Source organism: Nonomuraea sp. NPDC052265, assembly GCF_044547985.1.
In the GTDB taxonomy this organism is placed as follows: domain Bacteria; phylum Actinomycetota; class Actinomycetes; order Streptosporangiales; family Streptosporangiaceae; genus Nonomuraea.
Map to the genome: position 1 here is coordinate 257,125 of NZ_JBIUBJ010000007.1, position 24,149 is coordinate 281,273.

The window sequence follows — 24,149 nt, forward strand, 5'->3', positions numbered from 1 at the left end:
GCCGGTGGGGCCGGGCCGCCACCCGGCCCCGCCGATCAGTCCAGGGACACCCCTTCCCGCAGGTGGACGATCCGCCCCGCGGTCACCGTGGCGTCGACCGCCACCTCCGGCAGGTCCGCCGGAGCGGCCTCCAGCGGGTCGCGGTCCAGGACGCAGAAGTCGGCGGCCTTGCCCGCCTCCAGCGACCCCTTCCACGACTCCGCGCCGTCCTGGACGGCGGGCGCGGTGGTGTAGCAGCGCAGCAGGCGGGCCATCAGCCGGGGGCGGGGGGCCCGTTCGCCCAGCAGCGCGCACGCCGCCGCCACCTGCGCCCGCCAGTCCGGTGTGGTCACCGGACCGTCGCTGCTCAGGGTGAACGTCACCCCGCTCGCCAGCAGCTCCTGCAGCGGCCAGGCCGCGCCCGCGACCTCCGGGCCGAGCGCGCCCGCCATCCAGTCCGCCGTGGCGGTCGCGATCATCGGCTGCGTGGTGAGGCCCATGCCGAGCAGGCCCATGCGGGCGATCTGGGCGGGGTTCACCAGGTCGCCGTGGATGACGTAGTGCCGCCCCGCGGGCCCGTGCTCCAGCTCGGCCACCGTGTCCACGAACGCGTCGATGGACCGGTCGCCGGTGGCGTGCACGCCCACCTGGAGGCCCGCCCGGTGCGCCAGCCGGATCATCGTGCGGAGGTTGTGCTCGCGGCCGGCGTCGTCCGCGCCCGCCACCAGCAGGGATCCGTGGCCGCCCGCGGTGTAGGGGTGGCGGGTCCAGGCCGACCCCATGGGCGGGATGCCGTCGGCGAAGATCTTGAGCCCGGCCACGTTCAGCCAGGCGGGGTCGGACAGGGGGAGGGGCGCGTCCAGGCCGGCGGCCACGTCCTCCAGGGTGCTGGGGCCGTCGAGGGTGCCGAACAGCCGCAACGCGGTCACCCGTGCCCGCAGCTCGCCCTCCTTCGCCAGCGTCGCGTAGGTGTCCAGGACGGCCTGGGAGAAGCAGCCGGTCTCGCCGTCGTCCTCGCCGGGGCCGAGGCCGGGCTCGGTGTAGCTGGTGATGCCGAGCGAGGCGCAGATCCGCCCGGCGCGCAGGATGGCCGCCCGCCTGGACTCCTCGTCGGCCAGCAGCGGGCCCTGGTGGGCGGGCAGGCCGTTCTCGCTGATCAGCGTGTCCGGCCAGACCGCCCCGAGCCAGGCGGCGTGCAGGTGCGAGTCGTTGATGCCGGGCAGGACCGTGCGGCCGGCCAGGGAGAGCACCCGGGTGCTCGGCCCGGCGTGCGCCAGGGCCTCCTCGTCCGTCCCGACCGCCACCAGGCGTCCGGCGCGTACCGCCAGGCCGCTCGCCCGCCCGTCGTGGACGTCGAAGGTGAGCACGTTGCCGCCGACCGCCACGAGGTCCGCGTACTCGTCCGCTGACACCGGGTTCCTCCTGAGGGGCTGTAATTATTTGTCAACGAGTGTAGATTAACCACACTTAACGGTCGAAAGCCACGAAGGTGACCATGCCTACGAGAACCGCCGCCGCCGTCCTCACCGAGCACGGCAAGCCCCTCAGCCTTCAGGACGTACCGCTGCCCGACGCCGTCGAACCCGGCGCCGCCCTGGTCCGCATCACGTGCACCACCCTGTGCGGCACCGACGTGCACCTGTGGGCCGGGCAGATGACGTTCCCCGGGATGCTCCCGATGATCCTCGGCCACGAGATGGTCGGCGAGGTCGTGCAGGCCGGGCCGGGCACCATCGACGCCCTCGGCCGCCCGATCGGCGCGGGCGACCGCATCGGCTGGTCGGAGTCCACCTGCGGCCACTGCTACGGCTGCGCCGTGCTGCGCCAGCCGGTCGCCTGCGCCAACCGCGGGTACGGCTTCACCCAGCGCGCCGACCGCCCCCCGTACGCCACGGGCGGCCTGGTCGAGTACTGCTACGTGACCCCGGGCGCGGCCAAGCTGCTGCTGCCCGCCGACGTCAAGGACACCTGGGCCTCGATGTCGGGCTGCGCGGCCAAGACCGTGCTGCGCGCCGTGGACCGGGCCGTCGGCATCAGGACCGGCTCGACCGTGGTGGTGCAGGGCGCGGGCGCGCTGGGCATCTTCGCCACGGCCGTCGCCAGGATCGCCGGCGCGGGCACCGTCATCACCGTGGGCGGCCCGGACGACCGGCTGGCCGCCGCCCGCCGCTTCGGCGCGGACGCGACCGTCTCGACCGATCTGAGCAAGGACGAGCGCGTCGCCCGGATCGGGGAGCTGGCCGGGGAGCGCGGCGCGGACTACGTGTTCGACCTGGCCGGAGCGCCGACCGTGGCCGAGGAGGCGGTCGCGGTGGCCGCCCGGCGCGGCACCGTGGTGATCGTCGGCTCCACCGGGTTCGAGCTCGCGCCCGTGCCGCTCGGCGCGGTCATGGGCAAGGAGCTGACCGTGGTCGGCTCGCTCAACGGCGACATCGCCGACTACCACCGCTCGATCGAGTTCTTCCAGACGTTCGCCGGCCGCATGCCGTGGGACGAGCTGTTCAGCGAGCCCGTCGGCCTGGCGGAGGCGACCGCCTGCGTCGAGTCGATGTCCACGCTCGGCCAGATCAAGGCCGTCATCGACCCCCGCCTGCCCTAGGAGCCGTACCGTGCAGACCATCCCCCGCCGCCGCATCGGGCGCAACGGACCGGAGACGGGCGTGCTCGCGCTCGGCTCCTGGCACACCTACGACCGCATGGACTTCCACGACGCGGTCACCATGATCCGCGAGGCCGTGGAGCGCGGCATCGACCTCTTCGACGTCGGCGTGTACGGCTTCCCCGGCATGCCGCCCGTGTTCACCGACGTGATCTTCTCGGCCCTGGTGCGCGCGGCCGGCCTGCGCCGCGAGGACTACCTGCTCTCCTCCAAGCTGTGGCTGGAGGGCTACCCCGAGCACAGCCTGCGCGACCAGCTCCACAACGCCCTGTTCCGCGCCGGCGCCGACCACGCCGACCTCGTGGTGCTGGGCGACCTGCGGCACGACGGCGTGGACCTGCACCGGCTCGTCCTCGACCTGGACGGCCTGGCCAAGGACGGGCTGATCCGGAGCTGGGGCGTCAACAACTGGTCGGCGACGAACGTGCAGACGCTCATCGACGCCGCCGCCGGCGAGGGCGTCGAGGGCCCGGCCATCGCGCAGCTCAAGTACAGCGTCTCGCGCCGGTCGATCCCCGACGGCGCGCCGTTCGCCCGCATCTTCGCCCAGGGCGTCACGTTGCAGTCCTCCGACGTGCTGGAGGGCGGCGTGCTGCTGGGCAAGGGCGTGGACCGGCAGGTCGGCCGCGATCCCGGCGGCATCAGGGAGCGCATCGCGGGCTCGGCGGCCGAGCTGGCCCGCCTCGCCGCCGAGCTGGACGCCACCCCGGCGCAGGTGTGCGTGGCCTTCACGCTCACCCACCCGGCCAACACCACCACGCTGTTCGGCGCGACCGGCCTGGACCAGTTGCGCGACAACCTGGCGGCCGTGGAGCTGGTCGAGCGGGTCGGCGCCGAGGAGTTGCGGGCCCGCCTGGCGCCGCTGTGGGCCGACAAGGACGCCGTCGATCCGGAGGGCCCGTGAGCGCGCCGCCGAGCAGGGGTACGAGGGCTTCGGCGGCACGGCCCGCGAGCTGGCCTCGCAGTCCACGCCCTGGTGGCCGCGGCAGCGGCGGGCACGTCGCGGGGCGCCCAACGGGGTGGTCGTGCTGGTGGACGACCTCGGGTTCAGCGACCTGTCGCCGTTCGGCTCGGAGATCGACACGCCGCACGCGCAGGCGCTGGCCGAGTCGGGCTACCGGTTCACCAACTACCACAGCACGCCGCTCTGCTCGCCCTCCAGGGCCGCCCTGATGACCGGGCTCAACCCGCACCGGGCCGGGTTCGCGATGGTGGCCCACGTGGACCCCGGCTATCCCGGCTACCGGATGGAGATCCCGCCGCAGGTGCCCACGCTGGCCGAGTCGTTCCGGGCCGGGTACGCGACGTTCATGGTCGGCAAGTGGCACCTGACCATCGAGTCCAAGCTGCACGACGGCGCCGACAAGAGCTCCTGGCCGCTCCAGCGCGGCTTCGACCGCTACTACGGCTCCATGGACGGCTTCACGTCCCTGTTCCACCCGCACCGCCTGATCAGCGACAACGGCCCGGTCCCCGACGAGGGCTTCCCGGACGACTTCTACCTGACCGACGCCCTCACCGACCGCGCCATCGGCATGATCAACGGGCTGCGCGCCAACGACGCGGACAAGCCGTTCTTCCTCCACTTCACCCGCCAGCTCCGCGACGGCCTCTTCCCCGAGGGCACCAGGCCGTCGGATGCGGACCTGCCGCCGTGGGAGGAGAACACCGAGCTGTACGCCCGCCACATGGAGGTCTACGCCGCCGCCGTGGACGCCGTGGACCAGAGCCTCGGCCGGCTGGTCGAGCACCTGAAGCGCATCGGCGAGTACGACAACACCATCAGGCGCCCTACAACCCGGAGATCATCGCGCTGGCCGAGGACCTGGCGCAGCGCGCGATCGAATGACGGGTCACAGGTGGTAGGCGTACTCGCCGAACTCCCAGTCGGTGACGTGCCGCTGGAAGCGGGCGACCTCGTCGCGCTTGTAGGCCAGGAAGGCGGCGGTGAAGTCCTTGCCGAGCAGCTCGGTGAGCTCGCCGTCGGCCTCCAGGGCGTCCAGGGCCTCGGGCAGGGTCATCGGCAGCACCGGGGCCTTGGAGGCGTCGTAGCCGTACCCGACGAGCGGCGCGGGCGGCTCCCCGGCCGCCCGCACGCCCAGCAGAGCGGCGGCCGCGGCCCCGGCGACCAGCAGGTACGGGTTGGCGCTGGCGTCCCCGAGCCGCAGCTCGAACCGGGCGCCCGCGCCGCGCTCCGGCGGGATGCGGAGCATCGCGCTGCGGTTGTCGAGCCCCCAGTCGACGAGCCAGGGGGCCAGCGTGTCGGGGCCGAACCGCTTGTAGGAGTTGACCGTCGGGTTGGCCAGCGCCGCCAGCGCGGGGGCGTGGGCCAGCACGCCCGCGACGGCGTGCCGCGCGGTCGCCGACAGCCCGTACGGCGCGGCCGGGTCGTCGAAGGCGTTGCCGCCGTCCTCGCCCAGGCACGACAGGTGCAGGTGGAACCCCGACCCGCCCTCGTCGTTGAACGGCTTGGCCATGAACGTCGCCAGCCTGCCCTCCACCCGCGCCAGCTCCTTGACCGCCGCCTTGAACCAGAAGGCCCGGTCGGCCGCGTCCAGCGCCTCGGAGTGCCGCAGGTTGATCTCGAACTGGCCGCTGCTGAACTCGTGGTTGCCCGCCGTCACGCCGAGCCCGAGGTCGCGCAGGTGCCGCAGCGTGCGGGTGAGGTGGCCGTCGGGGTCGCCGCGGCGGCCGGCGGTGTAGACGTTGCCGGTGGCCTCGGCGTAGCGTTGCCAGCCGCCCGCGGGGGCCGGGTCGCACAGGAAGTACTCCAGCTCGGGCCCGACGACCGGGCGCAGGCCCTGCTCGGCGCACCGGGCAAGCACGGCGCGCAGCAGGTCGCGGGGCGACTCGGGGGCCGGGGCGCCGGTGGCGGGATCGACGACGTCGCCGTGGCACCAGGCCACGCCGGGCTCCCACGGCAGCGGGGCGAGCGTGGCCAGATCGGGTACGACGGCGATGTCGGGCAGCCCCGCGTCCAGGCCGCCGCTGATGTCGGCGGTGCCGCCGCGCGGGGTGGAGTGGTAGACCGCCCGGCAGAAGGCGAGGCCGTGACCGACGGCGTCGGGCAGCGACTCCAGCAGGACGTCGCGGGCGCGGTCGGTCCCGGTCAGGTCGGGGTAGGTCACGCGGACCACGTCGACGCCCCGCTCGGTCAGGCGGTCGATGTGCTGCTGCACCGGTCTCTCCTTGGGTCGTTTGAAGCCAAACGTAACGGGCGCGTATTGGAGCTCGCAAGACCTGTTGACCGATCGGCCTTGATGTTCCTATTTTATTTGGAACCAAACGAGTTCAGGAGGAGCATCTTGGCCGGCGTCCGCGGCTACTTCCACCCCAAGACGGCCACGGGCCGCTCGTCCCTCGTCCCGGAGCCGCCGTGGCACTACTCCGGCGACCTGCTCACCATCGAGTACCGCACCGACCCTGACCGGGTGCGCGAGCTGCTGCCCGAACCGCTGGAGCTCGCCGAGGAGGACCCGGGCGCGGTCGCGCTCATCTGGGCCGACTGGCAGTCCTGCTCCGGCTCCCGCGAGGAGCTGCTGGACCCGGTGCGCTCGCAGTACAAGGAGGCGTTCGCCGTCGTCCGCTGCTCCTACCGGGGGCGGACCTACTCCAGGTGCGTCTACATCTGGGTGGACAAGGACTTCGCCGTCGCCAGGGGGCTGCACCAGGGCTATCCGAAGAAGCTGGGGTCGATCCACCAGACCAGGCCGCACCCGTACGGGCCCGCGCCCCGGATCGGGGCGGGCGCCCGGTTCGGCGCGACGCTGGCCGCCGCCGACCGCCGCCTGGCCCAGGCCGTCGTGACGCTGCGCGAGCCGTCGCCGTCCAACGGGTTCGTCAACGGCCACCCCATGGCCCACCACCGCTGGCTGCCCGCCATCGGCAAGGGCGGCGGGCTGGCGCTCGACGAGCTGGTCGAGTCCGGCGCCGCCGCCTTCGAGGCCGGCCAGGCGTGGGCGGGCGACGCCGAGCTGGAGTTGTTCGACGCCCCGACCGAGGAGCTGTCCCGGCTGGCGGTCCGCGAGCCCATCGGCGCCTACTTCCGCCAGGTCGGCGTGGTGTGGGACGGCGGCACGCTCCTGGAATCCGGCACGTCCGGCGCGCACTAGCCCCTTGAGAATGGGAGCACCCGACATGTCCGAACAGATCACCGTCGCCGGGGTCACCGTCGACACCCGCCACTGGATCGGCGGCCGGCGCGTCGCCTCCGAGCGCACGTTCACGGACCTCTCGCCCATCGACGGGACCGCGCTCGGGGAGATCGCCCGCGGCGGCCCGGCCGAGGTGCACGCCGCCGTCACCGCGGCCCAGGACGCCTTCCCCGGCTGGGCCGCCACCCCGCGCGCCGGCCGGGCCGCCGTGCTGCGGGCGATCGCCGGCGGCGTCGAGAAGCGGCTGGAGGAACTGGCCGCCGTCGAGACCCGCGACAACGGCGCCCTGCTGCGCTCCCACCGCCGCGGCGTCATGCCCCGCGTGGCGCACAACTTCCGCTTCTTCGCCGACTGGCTGGAGGGCCTCGGCCACGACGACTTCGACACCCGCGACCACGCCAACCACGTCTCCTGGGACCCGGCCGGCCCCTGCGCCCTGATCACGCCGTGGAACGCGCCCCTCATGCTGGCCACCTGGAAGATCGCCCCGGCGCTCGCCGCCGGGAACACGGTGGTGCTCAAGCCCGCCGAGTGGTCGCCGCTCACCGCCTCCCTGCTGGCCGACGTCGCCGCCGCGGCCGGGCTGCCGGACGGCGTGTTCAACGTCGTCCAGGGGTTCGGCGAGGAGGCCGGGCAGGCCCTGGTCGAGCACCACGGCGTCCGCCGGGTCAGCTTCACCGGCTCGGTGCCGACCGCGCGGCGCATCGCCCGCTCGGCCGCCGCCAACCTCACCCCGCTCAGCCTGGAGCTGGGCGGCAAGTCGCCGCTGCTGGTCTTCGCCGACGCCGACCTCGACCTCGCCGTGGACCTGGCCGTCGAGCAGTACGACAACGCCGGGCAGGTGTGCCTGGCCGCCACCCGCCTGCTGGTCGAGTCGCCGATCGCCGAGGAGTTCACCCGGCGCTTCACCGAGCGGGCCGCGGCCCTGGTCCAGGGCGACCCGCGCGACGAGGCCACCGACATCGGCCCCAACATCCACCCGCGTCAGGTGGAGAAGATCGACGCGTTCGTCCGGCGGGCCCTTTCGGCCGGGGCGCGCGCCGTCATCGGCGGCGAGCGCGGGGACGGCCTGTACTACCGGCCCACCCTGCTCGCCGACGTGGCCCAGGACAGCGAGATCGTCCAGGAGGAGGTCTTCGGCCCGGTGCTCACGCTGCAGACGTTCGACACCGAGGAGGAGGCCGTCCGGCTGGCCAACGACACCCGCTTCGGCCTGGCCGCCACCGTCGCGACCGGCGACCGGGAGCGCGCCCGCCGGGTCACCGAGCGGCTGGTCGCGGGCACGGTCTGGGTCAACTGCTTCTTCGTGCGCGACCTGCGCGCGCCCTTCGGCGGCTCCCGCGAGTCCGGCGTCGGCCGCGAGGGCGGCACCTGGAGCTTCGACTTCTACTGCGACCTGAAGAACACCGTCACCGCGCCGAAGGGCTGGAACGACCATGGGTGAGATCGTCGGGGCGGGGCTGCTCGCGCACGTCCCCACCATCGTGCTGCCCGAGCGGGTCCGGCTGGAGCTGAACGGCGGCAAGGAGATCACCCTGGTCACCGGCCTGCGCGAGCTGCGCCGGGACGTCTTCGAGCGCGACGACTACGACACCGTCGTCGTGCTGGACTCCCACTGGGCCACCACGGTCGAGTTCGTGGTCACCGCCCAGCCGCGCCGCGCCGGGCTGTTCACCTCCGAGGAGCTGCCGCGCGGCATGTGCCGGATGCCGTACGACTTCCCCGGCGACCCCGAGCTGGCCCGCAACGTGGCCTCCTTCGCCGACCGGCACGGCACCTGGATCACCCCCATCGACGACGAGTACCTGCCGATCTACTACGCCACCACCAACCTGTGGAAGTACCTCGGCGAGGGCCTGCCCGGCAAGCGCTGGGTGAGCATCGGCGTGTGCCAGACCGGCGACATGGAGGACCACCTGCGGCTCGGCCGCGCACTGGCCGACGGCGTCGCGGCCACCGACCGGCGGGTGCTGGTGATCGCCTCCGGCGCGCTGTCGCACACGTTCTGGCCGCTGCGCGAGCTGCGCGACCACGAGGCCAGCGACCCGCGCCACATCTTCACCCCCGAGGCCCGCGCCGCCGACCTGCGGCGCATCGAATGGTTCAGGAACGGCCGCCACGACGAGGTCCTGCGCACGATGCCGGAGTTCTGGACGTACAAGCCGGAGGCCCGCTTCCACCACTACGCCATGCTGGCCGGCGCTCTCGGCGAGGAGCGCTGCACGGCCCCCGCCCGCCAGTACGGTGAGTACGAGAACTCCGTCGGCACCGGCCAGGCCCTGCTCTGGTTCGACCGCCCGTCCGGCGGCTGGACCGCACCCCGACAGGAGAACGCCCATGCCTGAGTACCGCCGCGTCCTGCTCGACGGCGCCGTCACCGAGACCGTCCGCGACGGGGACGACCTCGTCGCCGGGGACGGCCGCCGGATCAGGGCCGAGGAGGCCGCGCACCTGCCGCCGATCGTCCCCACGAAGATCATCGCGGTGCACCTCAACCACCGCAGCCGGGTCGAGGAGTTCCGGACCCGGCTGCCGGACGCGCCGACCTACTTCCACAAGCCCACCTCCTCGCTCAACTCCCACCGGGGCGCGGTCGTGCGGCCCGAAGGCTGCAGGTGGCTCAACTACGAGGGCGAGATCGCCATCGTCATCGGCCGGACCTGCCGCAACATCGCCCCCTCCGAGGCCGGTGAGCACATCGCGGGCTACACCGTGGCCAACGACTTCGGGCTGCACGACTTCCGCGACACCGACGCCGGCTCGATGTTGCGCGTCAAGGGCTCCGACACGCTGTGCCCGCTCGGTCCGGGCCTGGTGACCGGCTGGGACTTCCGCGGCAAGCGGCTGCGGACGTACGTCAACGGCGAGGTCGTCCAGGACGGCAACACCGACGAGATGACGTGGGACATGCACTACCTGGTCGCCGACATCGCCCGGACGATCACCCTCTTCCCCGGCGACGTGCTGCTGTCGGGCACCCCGGCGGGCTCGCGCCCCGTCGAGCCGGGGGACGTGGTCGAGGTCGAGGCCGAAGGGCTCGGCCGGCTGACCAACCACGTCGTGGCCGGGCCGGTGCCGATCCGGTCCGACGTCGGCGCGCAGCCGACGGAGTCGGAGGAGGTGCGCTCGACCGCGCTCGGCGGCGACTGGGAGTTCAGGGGCGTGCGCCCGCCGCGCCGCCCGTGAGGCTCACAGGGGGTGGCTGAGGAGGCGGCGGCCCTCGTCGCGGAAGCCGCGCCTGCCGTAGTAGGCGAACAGGTGGCTGACGTCAGCCATCATGCCCCGACTCGCGGACGAGTGCGTCGAACAGGGCCTGCTGGGCCGGGTCGCGATGGGCGGTGTCCTCGGGATGCCACTGCACGGCGGTGAACCAGCCGGGCAGGCCCTCGTGCTCAAGGGCCTCCACCGTGCCGTCGGCGGCGTGGGCGGCGGGGGACAGGCCGTCGCCGAGGCGTTCGACGCGCTGGTGGTGGAAGCAGGACGCCTCCACCTTCCGCGTCCCGGCCGCGCGTTCCAGCAGGCTGCCCGGACGCAGCGACACCGGGTGCACGACGTGCCGGTGGCCGTCCATGTCCTGCTCCAGGGTGCCGCCGAGGGCCACGTTGACGACCTGGAGGCCGCGGCAGACCGCCAGCGTGGGCAGCCCGGCGGCCAGCGCGTGGCGGGCCAGGGCCAGGTCGAAGGCGTCCTGCTCGTCGTCCGAACGTCAACGAGACCACGACCGTGCACACCGTCACGGCTTCCGGCACGCACGTGCTGAAGTTCTGGATGGTGGACCCGACCGTCGTCCTGCAGCGGCTCGTGGTGGACACCGGCGGGCGCCTGCCCAGCTACTTGGCACCGCCGGAGAGCCGCCGGGCGTTGTGAACGACCTTCGGCGGCCGGCCGCCGAACAGCTCGCCGACCGTGACGAAGCGGTAGCCGCGGGCGGACAGGCCCTTCAGCACCCGCGGGAGGGCCTTGACCGTGGTCGGGTGGATGTCGTGGAACAGGATGACGCTGCCGGGGCGGACCCGCTTGAGCGAGACGCGGGCCACCCTGGCGCTGTCGCGGTAGCGCCAGTCGAGGGTGTCCACGCTCCACAACACCAGCGGCCGGTGCGCCAGCCGCCGCACGTCCCGGTCCATCGCGCCGTACGGGGGGCGTACCAGGCCGGGCACGACGCCCGCGGCGGACTCCACGGCCCGGTCGGTGCGGGCGAGCTGGGACTTGATCGCGGCCGGGGACAGCCTGGTCAGGTCGGGGTGCGACCAGGTGTGGTTGCCGAGCTCGTGCCCGGCCTCGACCGTGCGCCGGACCACGTCGGGGTTGGCGGCGACGTTCCGGCCGACGACGAAGAACGTGGCGCGGGCCTGGTACTTCGCCAGGTGCCGCAGCAGCGTCCCGGTGTAGGGCCCGGGGCCGTCGTCGAAGGTGAGCGCCACGCACTTGACCTTGAGGCAGTCGGCCTTCTCCGCCGGGTCGGGGGTCGGCCCGGTCTGGTCGGGCTCGTGATCAGGCTTGTGGTCCGGCTTGTGGTCGGGCTTGTGTTCGGGCTTCGGCTCGGGGGAGGGCGACGGGGCCGGATGGGTGGGAGCCGGATGGGTGGGGGAGGGCGTGGGGTGGGCCGGGGTGGCTCCCGTGAGCGCGGTCGTGACGGCCAGCATCGCCGCGGCCATCCCGATTCCGGACAGGCCCGGCCTCATGGCGCTGTTCATGACGTTCCCCCTCATGCACCGCCCCCGGTGCGTCATCCACTGAGATCGGCCCACAAGGACCGTTCCAGAGAGTTGGACACCAGATCCGCCCGCAAGGTTCGCAAGAGCGCCCATCTACGGATGAAGGTTTCTCCCATTCCCTACGGGCAGAAGTGACAGCACCGACCGCTTAAAGTGAAATCGACGCCTTGTCAGGCACGGGAGGCATCGGAGATGCGGAACGGCCGGACCAGCACGACGCTCGCCCTCGCGGCGCTCCTGATCGCCGGATGCACCTCCGGCGGAGGCGGCGCGCAGCCGCCGGGCGGCCCCGGACAGCCCCAGGGCCCGGTGGCCAGGCTCGCGATCACCCCCGCCGACGGCACGAAGAAGGTCGCCCCCGACACCGGGATCAGCGTCAAGGTCACCGGCGGCAAGGTCACCAAGGTGACCGTCGCCGACGCCAAGGGACGCCAGGTGACCGGCTCGACGGCGGCCGACGGCACCTGGCGGCCACGGTGGCCGCTGCGGCCCGCGACGTCGTACACGGTGAGCGCGCGGGCCACGGGCACCGACGGAAAGGCCGTCACCGGGCAGTCGTCCTTCACCACGCTCAAGCCCGTGCGGGCCCTGCAGAGCGGCATGTCGCCGCTGGACGGCGAGAAGGTCGGCGTCGGGATGCCGGTCCAGCTCCTGTTGTCCCACCCGGTCACCTCCAGACAGGCCAGGGCGGCGGTCGAGCGTTCGCTGGTCGTGGAGATGTCCGAGCCGGTCGAGGGTGCGTGGAGCTGGGTGAGCGACCGCGAGGTGCAGTTCAGGCCGCGCGAGTACTGGCCGGTCGGCGAGAAGGTCAAGGTCGTCGCCCACCTGGCCGGGCTGCGCGCGGGCGAGGGCCTGTGGGGGACCAAGGACCGCAGCCTGTCCTTCACCGTCGGCCCCAGGCACGTCACCAAGGTGGACGCCGACCGCCACCGGGCCGTCGTCACCGCGGACGGCAAGGTCGTCCGGACGATCCCCGTCAGCCTGGGCAAACCCGGCGACGACAGTTACTCCGGCACCATGATCGCCCAGGAGAAGGCCGCGGAGACCGTCATGGACTCGGCCACCATCGGCGAACCGGGCGAGTACCGGATCAAGACCAAGTGGAACGTCCGGATGACCTACAGCGGCACCTTCTTCCACGCCGCGCCCTGGTCCACCGGCGCGCAGGGCAACTCCAACGTCAGCCACGGCTGCGTCAACGCCAGTCCCGCCGACGCGCGCTGGTTCTACGACTTCACCCAGCGCGGCGACGTCATCCAGGTCAAGGGCACCTCGCGCAAGTTGCGGTTCGGGAACGGCCCCACGCCCTGGGCGAAGTCCTGGGACGAATGGCTCGCCGGCGGCGCAACCGGCAAGCCCGTTACCGGCTAGACCCGCATCTAACGGCGAGACCTGCGAGAACATCAGAATGTCGCCTTGCCCGCGCGGGCCCGTCCCACGATCATGTCGCCAATGGACGCCGACGTACCCCTGGACTACTACCTGATCTACGCCGCCCCCGAAGACCGCGGCCGCGGAACACTTCCCCTGGGCATCCTGGTCGAGGAGTTCGTGCTCTGCGACGACTACACCGCCGCGGGCATCGACTGCGCGGAATGGGCCTCCGAGTGCGGCGAGTGGCGCGAGTCGCCCGGATCCAGCCGGGCCATCCGCGCCGATCCCGCGCTGCGCGAGCGGGTGTTGCCCGTGACCCGGCGCGACGCCCGCGACACCTACTCGATGCTCGGCGGGGGCGCGCTGCCGGAGGAGGCCGAGCTGCGGGCCTTCTTCCAGTACCGGCAGGCGCTTCCCGCCGCGGCCCCGCTCGACCTGGGCGGCTCCCGCTCGGCGCAGACCCGGCGCTACCGCATCCTGTTCGCGGGCGAGCTCGGCGAGCGCGGGCTGGCGAACGTGCGCACCGTCCTGCGCCTGGAGCCGCCGGAGGCGAACCCGAGGGCCAGGATCGCGGGCACCGCCACGGCGACCGCCGCGGGACACACCTTCACCTGGGAGCTGCGGCGCATCGGCCCCGGCATCGCCTGGTGCCTGGACGTCACCGTACGCCTGAGCGCCGGCCCGCTCGCCGCCATCGGCGCCCTGCTCCACCACCACCGGCAGGCGATCCGCGGCCAGGGCCTGATCCCCGTGACCATCGAACGCTTCGCCTGACCCCCGTGCGCCTGACCCCGGACGGCGGAGAAGGGCCGGGGGCGGCGTTCGCGTGGTGCGTTCCCGGTCAGCGTGACCGGGAACCGCCGCCCCCTACGGGCGGACCGGTGCCGTGATCACCGGCCGCCGATCCGGTGATCGCGGCTCTCGTAGGGTGATCGTGTCCCGACGGACGAGAGCAGGAGCGGATCATGCGTATCGTGCGGTTCAGCAGCCCGGTGACCCATCTGGACGTGGTCGGCGTGGACGACGGCGAGCAGGTGGCGGAGCTCGACGGTGTGGGCGGGGTGGGGGAGCTGTTGCGGTTGCCCGTCGCCGAGCTGCGGGAACGGTGTGCCGCGCCCGGCGGTCCCCGGCACCCGTCGGCGGACGTGCGCCCGCTGGCCCCCGTGGACGGGCGGATGGAGGTGTGGGCCGCCGGGGTCACGTACAGGCGGTCGCGGGAGGCCCGGGTGACCGAGAGCGAGCGGGCGGCCGACGTGTACGAGCTCGTCTACGACGCCGAACGCCCCGAGCTGTTCTTCAAGTCCGTGGCCTGGAAGGTCTCCGGGGACGGCGGCCGGATCGCGGTACGCGCCGACTCGGGGATCGACGTGCCCGAGCCCGAGCTGGGCCTGGTGCTCAACGCGGCCGGCGAGATCGCCGGTTACACGGTCTCGGAACGCTGACCAGCACGGTGGTCAAGGGCCTGGACGCGATGCTTTTCATGTAAATCCAGTAGGAAATGTTGACTTAGCTTCCCGGGTTCCGTAGCTTCGTACGCATGAGCCAGGGCCCCTACCTGACCCGGCGCCCGCACGTGGACCACGGCCACGTCGCCAGCGCGCAGTGTCGCTGATCACGCACCTCCGGCAGATCTCCCCGCCCCCTGCGCAGTTCTCCCCAGAGGAACTCATCGTGATCAACATCAGACGTGCACTCCTCGCCGTGCTGCTCGCGACCGTGACGGTCGGCTGCGGCGCGGCCGAGGGCTCGGCGAAACCCGGCGAACCGGAGGTGAAGGAGCTCCGCTACCAGGGCAGCGCGGGCAACGTCACCTTCCCCGAACTGGCCGCGGAGCTCGGCTACCTCGGCGACGTCAAGCTCACATGGGTGGGCAACACCACCTCCGGACCGCAGGACATCCAGTCCGCGGCCACCGGCCAGACCGACTTCGGCGGCGCCTTCGACGGCGCCGTCATCAAGCTCAAGGCGGCCAAGGCCCCGATCAAGGCGGTGATCGGCTACTACGGCTCGGACGAGAAGTCGTTCAACGGCTACTACGTCAAGGACGACAGCCCCGTCAGGACCGCCCGCGACCTCATCGGCAAGAAGATCGGCGTCAACACCCTCGGCGCCCACCACGAGGCCGTCATCAAGGAGTACCTCAAGCGCCAGGGGCTGACCCCGGCCGAGATCGAGCAGGTCCAGCTCGTGGTGATCCCGCCGGTCAACACCGAGCAGGCGCTGCGGCAGGGGCAGCTCGACGTCGGCACGCTCGGCGGCGTGCTCAAGGACAAGGCGCTCGAACGCGGCGGGCTGCGTCCGCTGTTCACCGACGTCGAGCTGTTCGGCCCGTTCACGGCCGGGTCCGTCGTGCTGCGCGAGGACTTCATCGCCAGGAACCCCGGCACCGTCAAGACCTTCGTCGCCGGATTCGCCAAGGCCGTCGCCTGGGCGCAGACCCGGCCGCGCGAGGAGGTCGTCGCCAGGTTCGAGCAGATCATCGCCAAGCGCGGGCGCAACGAGAGCACCGACGTCGTCAAGCTCTGGAAGAGCACCGGCATCGCGGGCGAGGGCGGCGTGATCGACAGCGCGGAGTTCCAGCGGTGGATCGACTGGCTCCAGCGCGAGGGCGAGATCCGTCCGGGCCAGGTCAAGGCCGCCGACCTCTACACCAACGAGTTCAACCCCTACGCGAACGGGAGCGGCTCATGACCGCCACGATCAGCGAGACCGGCGTCCGTACGAAGATCGGCATCCGGAATGTCGGCAAGGAGTTCACGGTCAGGGACGCGGGCGAGCCGTTCACCGCCCTGTCCGGGATCGACCTCGACGTCCGCGAAGGGGAGTTCCTCACGCTCGTCGGGCCGAGCGGCTGCGGCAAGTCCACGCTCCTCGACCTGGTCGCCGGGCTGACCGAGCCGACGTCGGGCGAGATCGTGGTCAACGGCGCGCCGGTCACCGGCCCCGGCCTCGACCGGGGGATCGTCTTCCAGCAGTACGCGCTGTTCCCGTGGCGGACCGCGCTGGCCAACGTCGCGTTCGGGCTGGAGGCCAAGGGCGTGCCAAGGGCCGAACGTACGGAACGGGCGCGGCGGCACCTCGAACTGGTCGGCCTGTCCGGCTTCGAGGACCGCTACCCGCACGAGCTGTCCGGCGGCATGCGCCAGCGCGTCGCCATCGCCCGCAGCCTGGCCTTCGACCCCGACGTCCTGCTGATGGACGAGCCGTTCGCCGCGCTCGACGCGCAGACCCGCGAGTCGCTGCAGGAGGAGCTGCTGCGCATCTGGCAGCACACCCGCAAGACCGTCATCTTCATCACGCACGGCATCGACGAGGCCGTCTACCTGGGGCAACGGGTCGCCGTGATGACCTCCAGGCCCGGCCGGATCAAGGAGATCACCGAGGTGGAGTTCGACTCGCGCGAGGGCGACCTGCGGGCCGACCCGCGCTTCGGCGAGTACCGGCACCACGTGTGGGGGCTGCTGCGCGACGAGGTCGCCGCGGCGCAGGTGCAGGAGCGGAAGGCGGCGATCCGGCATGACTGACGCGCGCGCCGACGAGCGGACGCGCCCCGGGGGCGACGTCCACTGGTACGACCTCCCCGACGACGATCCCGTTCCCGCCACCGACCCCGTTCCCGCCACCGACCCCGTTCCCGCCACCGACCCCGTTCCCGCCACCGACCCCGTTCCCGCCGCCGAGGCCGTTCCCGCCACCGGGAAGGAGCCCGCCAACCCGGTCCGGCCCGCCGAGGGGGAGAGCCGGAACCCGACCCTGGCGGGGGAGAACCGGAAGGCGGCGTCCCTCTCGGGGGCGAGGAGGCGGGCGGGCGGGCTGGCGCGGCGGGCCGGGCGGAACTCGGCCGCGATCCTGCTGCTCCTGGCCGCCTGGGAGGTGCTGCCCCGCCTCGGCGTGGTGGACCCCGTGTTCGTGCCCCCGCTCTCCGAGAGCGTTGCCGCCGGCGCGGACCTGCTGCTGACGGGCCGGCTACCCGAGCACCTGGAGGCGTCGCTGGCCCGCTCGTTGTCCGGGTTCGGGCTGGCGATCGTGCTGGCCATCCCGCTCGGGCTGCTGATCGGCTGGTACAAGCCCGTCGCCGACCTCCTGACCCCGCTGCTGGAGGTGTTCCGCAACACCTCGGCGGTCGCGCTGCTGCCGGTCTTCACGCTCATCCTCGGCATCGGCGAGACGACGAAGGTGGCGTTCGTCCTGTACGCCTGCTCCTGGCCCATCCTGCTCAACACCATCAGCGGCGTGAAGACCGTCGAGCCCCTGCTGATCAAGTCGGCCCGGTCGATGGGGCTCGGCCCGGTGCGGCTGTTCCAGAAGGTGATCCTGCCGGCCGCCGTCCCCACCATCTTCACGGGCGTACGCCTGGCGGGCGCGTACTCGATCCTCGTCCTGCTGTTCGCCGAGATGGTCGGAGCCAAGGCCGGGCTCGGTTACCTCATCCTCGACGCCCAGTCCAGCTTCCGCATCCCCGACATGTACGCCGGCATCATCACGATCTCCGTGGTCGGCCTGCTGTTCAACCTGCTCCTGATCGGCGTCGAGCGCCGCTTCTCCACCTGGAGGACCACGTGACGAGAAAGCTCCACCTGAACGCCTTCCTCATGGGCGTCGGCCACCACGAGGCGGCCTGGCGGCACCCGCGGACCGAGCCCAGCCGCCTGACCGACGTCCGCCACTACCAGGAGCTGGCCAGGATCGCCGAGCGCGGCAAGCTCGACTCGCTCTTCCTCGCCGACGGCGTGGCGCTGCAGGGCGACGTCCGGCACAACGCGCTCGGCGGGCTGGAACCGCTCACGTTGCTGGCCGCCCTCGCCTCGGTGACCGACCACATCGGCCTGATCGCGACCGTCTCCACGACGTACAACGAGCCCTTCCACGTGGCGCGCAAGTTCGCCTCCCTCGACCACATCAGCGGCGGCCGGGCCGGCTGGAACATCGTCACCTCCGCCGGCGAGGCCGAGGCGCTCAACTTCGGCGTCGAACGCCCCGCGCACTCCGCCCGTTACGCCAGGGCGGACGAGTTCCTGGAGGTCGTCGGCAAGCTCTGGGACAGTTGGGAGGACGACGCCATCCTGGGCGACCGCGCCGGCGGCCTCTACGCCGACACCGGCAAGATCCATCCCATCGAGCACATCGGCCGCCACTTCGCCGTCCGGGGACCGCTGAACACCTCGCGCTCGCCGCAGGGCCGCCCGCTGCTGGTGCAGGCCGGGTCGTCGGAGGACGGCAAGGAGTTCGCCGCCCGGCACGCCGAGGCCGTCTTCACCGCCCAGCAGACCCTGGAGGAGGGCCAGGAGTTCTCCACCGACATCAAGCGGCGGGCGGCCGCCCACGGCAGACAGCCCGATGACCTGCTGGTCCTGCCCGGCATCTCGCCGATCATCGGCTCGACCGAACGGGAGGCGCTGCACCTGGAGAAGGAGCTCGAAGACCTGATCATCCCCGCCTACGGCCTGGCCCAGCTCTCCCACCTGACCGGCATCGAGCTCACAGAGGACGACCTCGACCTGCCGCTGCCGGACGTGCCCGTCGAGACCGAGGGCGCGCAGAGCCGGCGCAAGCTCGTCATCGACCTGGCCAGGCGGGAGAGCCTGACGGTCAGGCAACTGCTCAACCGGCTGGCCGGGGGCCGTGGCCACCGCGTGGTCGCCGGGACGCCCGAGCAGATCGCCGACCAGCTCCAGGAATGGTTCTTCACCGGGGCCGCCGACGGCTTCAACATCATGCCGCCGCTGCTCCCGTCGGGCCTGTCCGACTTCGTGGACCACGTCGTGCCGGAGCTGCAGATCAGGGGCCTGTTCCGGTACGAGTACGAGGGCCGTACCCTCCGCGACAACTACGGCCTGACCCGGCCCGCCTCCCGGTACGCCGCCAGGCTGGCGACGGCGGTGGCCGGATGAGCGTCGTGACGCTGGTCGGCAACCCCCGCGAGGGCTCCAGGACGAGGACCGTGGCCGCCGGGGCGGCCGAGGCCGTCGCGCGGCGGCTCGGCCTCCCGGGCGCGCACGACGTGGTCGACCTGTCGGCGCTCGGGCCGCACCTGCTCGCCCCCGGGCCGACGCCCGGCGTCGAGGTGGCGCTGGAGCTGGTGGCCGAGGCGAGGGTGCTGGTGGTGGCCAGTCCCACCTACAAGGGGACGTACACCGGGCTGCTGAAGGCGTTCCTCGACCGGTTGCGGCCGGAGGCGCTGGCCGGGGTGGTGGCGCTGCCGCTGCTGGTCATGGGCGACCCGAAGCACGCGCTGGCCGTCGAGGTGCACCTGCGGCCCCTGCTGGTGGAGCTGGGCGCGACCGTGCCGACGCCGGGGCTCGCCGTGCCGGAGTCCCAGCTGCCCGCGCTGGAGGACATCCTGAGCCGCTGGGCGGACCGCGTCGCGCCGCAGGTGGCCGCGGCCCTCGCGGTCGGCCACCCGGCCACCGCCTGAGAGCGGGCGGCTCGTCCTGGGAGCGGGCCTCCCCGGGAGCGGGCCTTCCTCAGAGCGGGCCTTCCTGAGAGCGGGCGGGGGCGCGGGGTCAACGCCAGTCGCCGGACTGGAGCGCCCCCGCCGCCTGCGGTCCCATCGTCACCAGCCCGCCGTCCACGAACACCGACGAGCCGGTCATGTACGAGGCGGCCGGCGAGGCGAGGAAGGCGATGACCGCGGCGACCTCGCGGGCGTCGCCCGGCCGCGGGATCGGGTAGCCCGGACGGCTCCCGGCCCGCGGCACCTGGTCCTCCTGCCCGGTCATCGGGGTGGCGATCTCGCCGGGCGCGACGGTGTTGACCGTGATGCCGTGCGCGGCCAGCTCCAGCGCCAGCACCCGGCTGAGCAGCTTCAGCCCGCCCTTGGCCGCGCAGTACGGCCCGGCCCCCACCCTCGGGTACTCCTCGTGCACGCTGGTGACGTTCACGATCCGGCCGCCGCGCCCCTCGGCCACCATCCGCCGGGCCGCCCGCTGCGCGCACAGGAACGGCCCGTCCAGGTCCACCGACAACACCGAACGCCAGCGCTCGTAGTCCATGTCCAGCAACGGCTCCGAGGACCCGGTGCCGGCGTTGTTGACCAGCACGCCGAGCCCGCCCAGATCCCCGGCCAGTTCGTCGACGGCGTGCGCGGCCCGTACCGGGTCGGTCAGGTCGTGGCGGCGTACGGCGGCCGCCTTGCCCGCGTCCCGTACCAGCGCGGCGGTCTCCCGCGCGCCCTCCTCGTCCTCGTGGTAGGTGATCCCCACGTCGAACCCGTGCTCGGCGAGCAGCACGGCGGTTGCCTTGCCGATGCCGGAGTCGGCGCCCGTGACGACGGCGACCCGGTCGTAGCTGTCGGTCATGCCGTCCCCCTGCCCCACCCCCGCCCCCTGACGCGCCCGCTTTACCAGGGGGAGGGGGCCGGGGGTGGGGTTACCGGGGGGCGGTCGGCGCAGGTGAGGGTGTTGGGGAGGAGCCAGGGGGCGAGCCAGCCGTCGTTGCCGCCCCCGTCCGCCAGCGAGAACTCCGAGCCGGCCGGGGTGAAGTGGAAGGTGCCGCAGTTGTTGACGGGGACCGCGCCCACGTTGCGGGCGTCCACGTTCTCGAAGGTGGCCGAGCCGGCGGCGCGGGCGCTGAGCACCGAGGTGCCGGTGCCGTCCACCCGGACGTCCTTGAAGTGCAGGTTCGTGATGGAGTAGAGGTCCTTGACGGGCCAGTCGGCGACCAGCATGAGGGCGTTGTAGGTGTTGTCCAGGTAGTGGTCGCCGGTCACCCGGACGTCGGCCTCGATGTTCCGCTCCAGGGCGTAGAACCAGATGGCGCCGAGGCCGATGTTCCAGTTCAGCTCGTACGTGCCCGCCCGCACGGTGGTGTTGCCGGTGATGTCCAGGCGGCCGGTGAACGGCTCGGCGCCGAAGCGGGAGCCGACCTGCAGCGCGCTGCCCTCGCGGACGGGGTCGGCGACCAGGTTGGCCGAGACCGTGTTGTCCGTGCCGCCGTAGATCGCGATGCCGTTGGCCAGCACCGGCGTCTGGACGGTGTTGTGGTCGAACGTGTTGCGCGCGTTCGCCGTCTTCTCCGACCACATCGCCAGGCCGTCGTCGCCGGAGTTGCGGACGAAGTTGTCCGACACGACCGAGCCGGTGACGCCGGTGTGCAGGTTGAGCCCGTCGGCGATCTGGTCGGCGATCACGTTGCCGGTGACGCGGACGCCGCTCATGGGCCCGTCGAACCAGAGGCCGACCTTGGTGTGGTGGATGTACAGGCCCTCGATCGTGGAGTCGCTCATGGCGCCGCCGACGCCGTTGACCTGGTCGGTGTCGATCCGCTCGCGGACGTCGCCCTCGATGGCGAACCCGGACAGGCGCACGTTCCGGCTGCCGCCGTCCTCGGCGTCCTTGCCGTAGAAGCCGACGCCGGTGTGGACGGACCCGTCGGGCGCCGGGGCGTCCAGGGCGACCTGGCGGCCCTTGATGATCGTGTACCAGCTTCCCGCGCCGGTGATCGTCACGTCGTCCACGACGATGTGCCGGTTCACCTGGTACGTGCCGGGCGGGACGTATACCTTCAGGTGGGTGCGCCTGGCGAAGGCGACGGCCCGGTCGAAGGCGGCCGAGGACTCGCGGCGGCCGGACGGGTCCGCGCCGAAGGCCAGCACGTTGGCCGCGACCGGCTCGATCCGCGGCGGGGCGACGAGTTCGGAGTCCAGCAGGTCGATGACCGTCCAGGCGGCGCCGGCGCCCGCCGTCAGCCGGATCCGGTCGCCGGCCCGGTACGTGCGCCCGAGCGGCAGGCGCTGCTCGTCGTAGAAGTGGCTGGGCCGGAACGGCTTGGCGATCGCCGGGGCCGGGGCGGTGGCGCTGGGCACGCAGGAGCACTCGGTGATCCACCAGTCCGGGTGCAGCAGGTCGGCGCCGGGGTCGTCGCTGAAGGGGTACTGGTTGTACAGCCACGAGTACTGCGAGGTCAGCGTCATGGTGGCCCGGTGGCGGCCGTTGACCGCCACGTCCAGCGGCGCGGTGATGCCGCCGCCCGAGGGCGCGTCGGGGATGCTGTAGCGCACCGTGATCGCGTTGGCCGCGGCCGGGAGGGTGAACTCGACGTGCCGTCCGGGGGTCAGCCTGACGGCCCGCCGTCCGGACGCCTCGGCGGGCAGCGTGTACGCGTCGCGGTCGGGGCCGATGACCGTGCCGTCCGTCGCGGCGTTCTCGGCCTCCTGCTCGGCGAAGCCGACGCGCGCGCCCCGGCCGGCGACCAGCGCCGGGTCGAGGGCGGCCCGCGTCACCACGGGCCGCTGTGCCGTGGCGGCGGCCTGCGCGGGGACGGCGAGCCAGGCGAGGGGGAGGCCGAGAGCCGCGGCCAGCACCGCCACGACTCTCCGGGATGTGCTCGTGGGTGACATCCGAAGCTCGATTCTCTCGGGGGGTGAGGTGACAGTAGGACCCCACGACCCCGGGACACAAGGCTTCTGCGAAGGAGTTTCGTAACACTGTTGATGAGCTCCGAATGACTATCGATTTCTTGCGGCACTTACGCAAATGGCTTGCAAGCGGCCGTCAGGGGAGCCAGCTCACCCGGCCGTGCAGCGCCGCGTACCCGACGAAGGCCACCACGTCGATCAGCATGTGCGCGATCACCAGCGGCATCGCGCGCCCCCACCGCTGGTACAGCCGCCCGAACACCAGCCCCATCACCACGTTCCCGACGAACCCCCCGAATCCCTGATACAGGTGGTACGAGCCCCGCAACACCGACGACACGGCCACCGCCCGCCACGGCCCCCAGCCCGCCTGGCCCAGCCGGTGCAACAGGTAGCCGCTCACCAGCACCTCCTCCAGCACCCCGTTCTGCGCGGCGGCCAGCAGCAGCACCGGCACCCGCCACCACACCTCCGGCAACTGCCCCGGCACCACCGTCAGGTTGACGCCCAGCGCGTAGACCACCAGGTAGAAGGCCAGCCCCGTGCCGCCGATCGCGGCGGCGAGCAGCGCGCCGCGCAGCGTGTCGCGGCCGGGCTCGCGCAGGTCCACCCCGATCGTCCGCAGCGACTCGCCCGACCTGACCAGCAGGTACGCCACCAGCGCGACCGGCGCCACCGAGATCGCGATGTCCACGAGCTGCAACGTCAGGTCCAGCCACGGACGTCCGGGAGCCAGCGAGCCGACGAGCACGGCGTGCTGCCCCTTCAGCTCCTTGGGCGCGGTCAGCGCGCCGATCAGCCGGACCAGCGCCAGCACCGCGCTGGCGCCGAGCGAGACCGACAGCACGACGAGGATCTCGGCTCTGATGAGCCTGGGGCCGAGGGCCGGAGCGGGTGCGAGTGACTGGGTGTGCATGGGCCGCAGAGTAGCCGCCCATCGCTCCGATCCGGATAAAGCACCCCTTGTCGGCGGGTCTCCATCGGGACGGCCGAAGCCCCGATGTCACACTTCCCGCCCCGGAGTCCTCTCAGGGGGCATGAACGACATGATCCTCGTCACCGGCGCCACCGGGGCGCTCGGACGTCCGCTGGTCGAACTGCTCACCGCCCAAGGGGCCAAGGTACGCGCCGTCACCCGGTCGGCGGACCCGGCGCTCCTGCCCGCCGGCACCGAGGTCGTCGAGGGCGACCCGGCCCGCCCCGAGACCCTCGCCGGTCACCTGGACGGCGTCACCGCCGTCTTCCTGCACCCGCGCGCCATCGGCGACGGCGCCCCCGGCCTGCTCGCCCGCGCCGCCGAACGCGGCGCGCGGCGGGTGGTGGCCCTGTCCGCGATGAACGCCGACGACCCCCTCGACGAGCAGCCCTCCCGCTTCCGCGGCGACCGGAACAAGGAGGCCGAGCAGGCCGCCGTGGACAGCGGCCTGGAGTGGACCAGCCTGCGCGCCGCCTCCTTCGCCGGGAACGCCCTCCAGGCGTGGGCCCCGCAGATCCGCGCCGGGGACGTCGTCCGGTACGTGCACGCCGGCTTCCAGGAGGTGCCGATCGACGAACGCGACCTGGTCGAGGTGGCGGCCAAGGCGCTGCTCGGCGGGCACACCGGGGGCCGGCTGGAACTGACCGGGCCCGAGTCGCTGACCCACGCCGCGATGGTGGCGGTGATCGGCGAGGCGATCGGCCGGCCGCTGCGCTTGGAGGAGATCCCGCCGGAGGCCGCCGAACGGCACCTGGTCGCCGGGGGCCTGCCCGAGCCGTTCGTCCACGCCCTGCTGGCCCGGTACGCCCGGTACGCGACGCGCCCGCAGCACCCGGTCACCGGGGACACGGCCGCGGCGCTCGGCCGCCCGCCCCGCACCTTCGCCACCTGGGCCGCCGACCACGCCGCCGCCTTCCACCCGCACGGCTGACCG

At 72.8% G+C, this 24,149-nt stretch carries 22 protein-coding genes and 2 pseudogenes; 17 read left to right on the forward strand and 7 right to left on the reverse strand.

From position 1 onward, the window contains the following. Positions 1-35: 35 nt before the first annotated feature. Positions 36-1,391, reverse strand: coding sequence for an amidohydrolase (locus ACIHAD_RS23060; RefSeq protein WP_397356628.1), 1,356 nt, complete (start codon positions 1,389-1,391; stop codon positions 36-38). A gap of 83 nt (positions 1,392-1,474) precedes the next feature. Here ACIHAD_RS23060 and ACIHAD_RS23065 point away from each other — a divergent pair, with 83 nt between their 5' ends. The 3 genes and pseudogenes from ACIHAD_RS23065 to ACIHAD_RS23075 all read left to right on the forward strand — a co-directional run. Next, positions 1,475-2,578, forward strand: coding sequence for a zinc-binding dehydrogenase (locus ACIHAD_RS23065; protein WP_397356629.1), 1,104 nt, complete (start codon positions 1,475-1,477; stop codon positions 2,576-2,578). A 10-nt stretch (positions 2,579-2,588) separates the two neighbouring features. Continuing rightward, positions 2,589-3,542, forward strand: a complete 954-nt coding sequence (locus ACIHAD_RS23070) for an aldo/keto reductase (RefSeq protein ID WP_397356630.1) — start codon at positions 2,589-2,591, stop codon at positions 3,540-3,542. A 115-nt stretch (positions 3,543-3,657) separates the two neighbouring features. Further along, positions 3,658-4,410 (forward strand): annotated as a pseudogene (locus tag ACIHAD_RS23075) (sulfatase-like hydrolase/transferase); the annotation flags it as partial. Positions 4,411-4,491: 81 nt separating this feature from the next. On the opposite strand, the gene ACIHAD_RS23080 reads toward ACIHAD_RS23075, so the two are convergent. Further along, positions 4,492-5,817: a glutamine synthetase family protein gene (locus ACIHAD_RS23080; protein ID WP_397356631.1), complete on the reverse strand. Its 1,326-nt coding sequence runs from the start codon at positions 5,815-5,817 to the stop codon at positions 4,492-4,494. A gap of 126 nt (positions 5,818-5,943) precedes the next feature. On the opposite strand from ACIHAD_RS23080, the gene ACIHAD_RS23085 reads away from it, so the two are divergent. The 4 genes from ACIHAD_RS23085 to ACIHAD_RS23100 are packed head-to-tail and all read left to right on the forward strand — an operon-like array spanning position 5,944 to position 9,978. After that, the gene (locus ACIHAD_RS23085) at positions 5,944-6,750 is read left to right on the forward strand and encodes an acetoacetate decarboxylase family protein (protein ID WP_397356775.1); all 807 of its coding nucleotides are present in this window, start codon (positions 5,944-5,946) and stop codon (positions 6,748-6,750) included. A gap of 25 nt (positions 6,751-6,775) precedes the next feature. Then, the gene (locus ACIHAD_RS23090) at positions 6,776-8,236 is read left to right on the forward strand and encodes an aldehyde dehydrogenase (protein WP_397356632.1); all 1,461 of its coding nucleotides are present in this window, start codon (positions 6,776-6,778) and stop codon (positions 8,234-8,236) included. Then, on the forward strand, positions 8,229-9,137 hold the full coding sequence (locus tag ACIHAD_RS23095; RefSeq protein WP_397356633.1) for a 3,4-dihydroxyphenylacetate 2,3-dioxygenase: 909 nt from the start codon (positions 8,229-8,231) through the stop codon (positions 9,135-9,137). The genes ACIHAD_RS23090 and ACIHAD_RS23095 overlap by 8 nt, the downstream gene beginning before the upstream one ends. Next, positions 9,130-9,978 (forward strand): fumarylacetoacetate hydrolase family protein, encoded by an 849-nt coding sequence (locus tag ACIHAD_RS23100; protein WP_397356634.1) that lies wholly within the window; start codon positions 9,130-9,132, stop codon positions 9,976-9,978. Before ACIHAD_RS23095 ends, ACIHAD_RS23100 begins: the two co-directional genes overlap by 8 nt. Positions 9,979-10,060: 82 nt before the next feature. On the opposite strand, the pseudogene ACIHAD_RS23105 reads toward ACIHAD_RS23100, so the two are convergent. Further along, positions 10,061-10,480, reverse strand: a pseudogene (locus tag ACIHAD_RS23105) (gamma-glutamyl-gamma-aminobutyrate hydrolase family protein); the annotation flags it as partial. Between the two features lie 35 nt (positions 10,481-10,515). On the opposite strand from ACIHAD_RS23105, the gene ACIHAD_RS23110 reads away from it, so the two are divergent. Further along, positions 10,516-10,659, forward strand: a complete 144-nt coding sequence (locus ACIHAD_RS23110) for a hypothetical protein (protein WP_397356636.1) — start codon at positions 10,516-10,518, stop codon at positions 10,657-10,659. Here the strand turns inward: ACIHAD_RS23110 and ACIHAD_RS23115 are convergent. Beyond that, the gene (locus ACIHAD_RS23115; RefSeq protein WP_397356637.1) at positions 10,623-11,489 is read right to left on the reverse strand and encodes a polysaccharide deacetylase family protein; all 867 of its coding nucleotides are present in this window, start codon (positions 11,487-11,489) and stop codon (positions 10,623-10,625) included. The two genes, ACIHAD_RS23110 and ACIHAD_RS23115, sit on opposite strands and share 37 nt — an antisense overlap. 213 nt (positions 11,490-11,702) lie before the next feature. Between ACIHAD_RS23115 and ACIHAD_RS23120 the strand changes: the two genes are divergently transcribed. From ACIHAD_RS23120 to ACIHAD_RS23155, 8 genes are all read left to right on the forward strand, one after another. Then, positions 11,703-12,881 (forward strand): Ig-like domain-containing protein, encoded by a 1,179-nt coding sequence (locus ACIHAD_RS23120; RefSeq protein WP_397356638.1) that lies wholly within the window; start codon positions 11,703-11,705, stop codon positions 12,879-12,881. An 81-nt stretch (positions 12,882-12,962) separates the two neighbouring features. Beyond that, on the forward strand, positions 12,963-13,658 hold the full coding sequence (locus ACIHAD_RS23125; RefSeq protein WP_397356639.1) for a hypothetical protein: 696 nt from the start codon (positions 12,963-12,965) through the stop codon (positions 13,656-13,658). A 191-nt stretch (positions 13,659-13,849) separates the two neighbouring features. Beyond that, on the forward strand, positions 13,850-14,326 hold the full coding sequence (locus tag ACIHAD_RS23130; RefSeq protein WP_397356640.1) for a hypothetical protein: 477 nt from the start codon (positions 13,850-13,852) through the stop codon (positions 14,324-14,326). Positions 14,327-14,555: 229 nt separating this feature from the next. Then, a complete protein-coding gene (locus ACIHAD_RS23135) occupies positions 14,556-15,575 on the forward strand; it encodes an ABC transporter substrate-binding protein (RefSeq protein ID WP_397356641.1) in 1,020 nt (339 codons plus the stop codon). Further along, on the forward strand, positions 15,572-16,408 hold the full coding sequence (locus ACIHAD_RS23140) for an ABC transporter ATP-binding protein (RefSeq protein WP_397356642.1): 837 nt from the start codon (positions 15,572-15,574) through the stop codon (positions 16,406-16,408). Before ACIHAD_RS23135 ends, ACIHAD_RS23140 begins: the two co-directional genes overlap by 4 nt. Next, positions 16,401-17,447 (forward strand): ABC transporter permease subunit, encoded by a 1,047-nt coding sequence (locus ACIHAD_RS23145; RefSeq protein WP_397356643.1) that lies wholly within the window; start codon positions 16,401-16,403, stop codon positions 17,445-17,447. The genes ACIHAD_RS23140 and ACIHAD_RS23145 overlap by 8 nt, the downstream gene beginning before the upstream one ends. Continuing rightward, on the forward strand, positions 17,444-18,775 hold the full coding sequence (locus tag ACIHAD_RS23150) for an LLM class flavin-dependent oxidoreductase (protein WP_397356644.1): 1,332 nt from the start codon (positions 17,444-17,446) through the stop codon (positions 18,773-18,775). The genes ACIHAD_RS23145 and ACIHAD_RS23150 overlap by 4 nt, the downstream gene beginning before the upstream one ends. After that, complete coding sequence (locus ACIHAD_RS23155) at positions 18,772-19,299, forward strand: NADPH-dependent FMN reductase (protein WP_397356645.1); 528 nt, start codon at positions 18,772-18,774, stop codon at positions 19,297-19,299. Before ACIHAD_RS23150 ends, ACIHAD_RS23155 begins: the two co-directional genes overlap by 4 nt. A gap of 88 nt (positions 19,300-19,387) precedes the next feature. Here the strand turns inward: ACIHAD_RS23155 and ACIHAD_RS23160 are convergent, their stop codons facing one another. The 3 genes from ACIHAD_RS23160 to ACIHAD_RS23170 all read right to left on the reverse strand — a co-directional run bounded on the left by ACIHAD_RS23160 (position 19,388) and on the right by ACIHAD_RS23170 (position 23,155). Then, positions 19,388-20,182, reverse strand: a complete 795-nt coding sequence (locus tag ACIHAD_RS23160) for an SDR family oxidoreductase (RefSeq protein ID WP_397356646.1) — start codon at positions 20,180-20,182, stop codon at positions 19,388-19,390. A gap of 41 nt (positions 20,183-20,223) precedes the next feature. Then, complete coding sequence (locus tag ACIHAD_RS23165; RefSeq protein WP_397356648.1) at positions 20,224-22,185, reverse strand: glycosyl hydrolase family 28-related protein; 1,962 nt, start codon at positions 22,183-22,185, stop codon at positions 20,224-20,226. Between the two features lie 190 nt (positions 22,186-22,375). Then, entirely contained in the window at positions 22,376-23,155 is a 780-nt protein-coding gene (locus ACIHAD_RS23170; RefSeq protein ID WP_397356650.1) for a CPBP family intramembrane glutamic endopeptidase, read from the reverse strand. A 121-nt stretch (positions 23,156-23,276) separates the two neighbouring features. On the opposite strand from ACIHAD_RS23170, the gene ACIHAD_RS23175 reads away from it, so the two are divergent. Further along, positions 23,277-24,146 carry an NAD(P)H-binding protein gene (locus tag ACIHAD_RS23175; RefSeq protein ID WP_397356651.1) on the forward strand — a complete coding sequence of 290 codons (870 nt, stop codon included), beginning with the start codon at positions 23,277-23,279 and terminating at the stop codon, positions 24,144-24,146. Positions 24,147-24,149: the final 3 nt, after the last annotated feature.

What these genes read in the sequence shown, in the direction of transcription:
- ACIHAD_RS23175 (WP_397356651.1), top strand. Translation starts at nt 23,277, where the DNA reads ATGAACGACATGATCCTCGTCACCGGCGCCACCGGGGCGCTCGGACGT.
- ACIHAD_RS23130 (WP_397356640.1), top strand. Translation starts at nt 13,850, where the DNA reads ATGCGTATCGTGCGGTTCAGCAGCCCGGTGACCCATCTGGACGTGGTC.
- ACIHAD_RS23155 (WP_397356645.1), top strand. Translation starts at nt 18,772, where the DNA reads ATGAGCGTCGTGACGCTGGTCGGCAACCCCCGCGAGGGCTCCAGGACG.
- ACIHAD_RS23115 (WP_397356637.1), bottom strand. Translation starts at nt 11,489, where the DNA reads ATGAACAGCGCCATGAGGCCGGGCCTGTCCGGAATCGGGATGGCCGCG.
- ACIHAD_RS23090 (WP_397356632.1), top strand. Translation starts at nt 6,776, where the DNA reads ATGTCCGAACAGATCACCGTCGCCGGGGTCACCGTCGACACCCGCCAC.
- ACIHAD_RS23160 (WP_397356646.1), bottom strand. Translation starts at nt 20,182, where the DNA reads ATGACCGACAGCTACGACCGGGTCGCCGTCGTCACGGGCGCCGACTCC.
- ACIHAD_RS23065 (WP_397356629.1), top strand. Translation starts at nt 1,475, where the DNA reads ATGCCTACGAGAACCGCCGCCGCCGTCCTCACCGAGCACGGCAAGCCC.
- ACIHAD_RS23145 (WP_397356643.1), top strand. Translation starts at nt 16,401, where the DNA reads ATGACTGACGCGCGCGCCGACGAGCGGACGCGCCCCGGGGGCGACGTC.
- ACIHAD_RS23140 (WP_397356642.1), top strand. Translation starts at nt 15,572, where the DNA reads ATGACCGCCACGATCAGCGAGACCGGCGTCCGTACGAAGATCGGCATC.
- ACIHAD_RS23095 (WP_397356633.1), top strand. Translation starts at nt 8,229, where the DNA reads ATGGGTGAGATCGTCGGGGCGGGGCTGCTCGCGCACGTCCCCACCATC.
- ACIHAD_RS23170 (WP_397356650.1), bottom strand. Translation starts at nt 23,155, where the DNA reads ATGCACACCCAGTCACTCGCACCCGCTCCGGCCCTCGGCCCCAGGCTC.
- ACIHAD_RS23120 (WP_397356638.1), top strand. Translation starts at nt 11,703, where the DNA reads ATGCGGAACGGCCGGACCAGCACGACGCTCGCCCTCGCGGCGCTCCTG.
- ACIHAD_RS23125 (WP_397356639.1), top strand. Translation starts at nt 12,963, where the DNA reads ATGGACGCCGACGTACCCCTGGACTACTACCTGATCTACGCCGCCCCC.
- ACIHAD_RS23100 (WP_397356634.1), top strand. Translation starts at nt 9,130, where the DNA reads ATGCCTGAGTACCGCCGCGTCCTGCTCGACGGCGCCGTCACCGAGACC.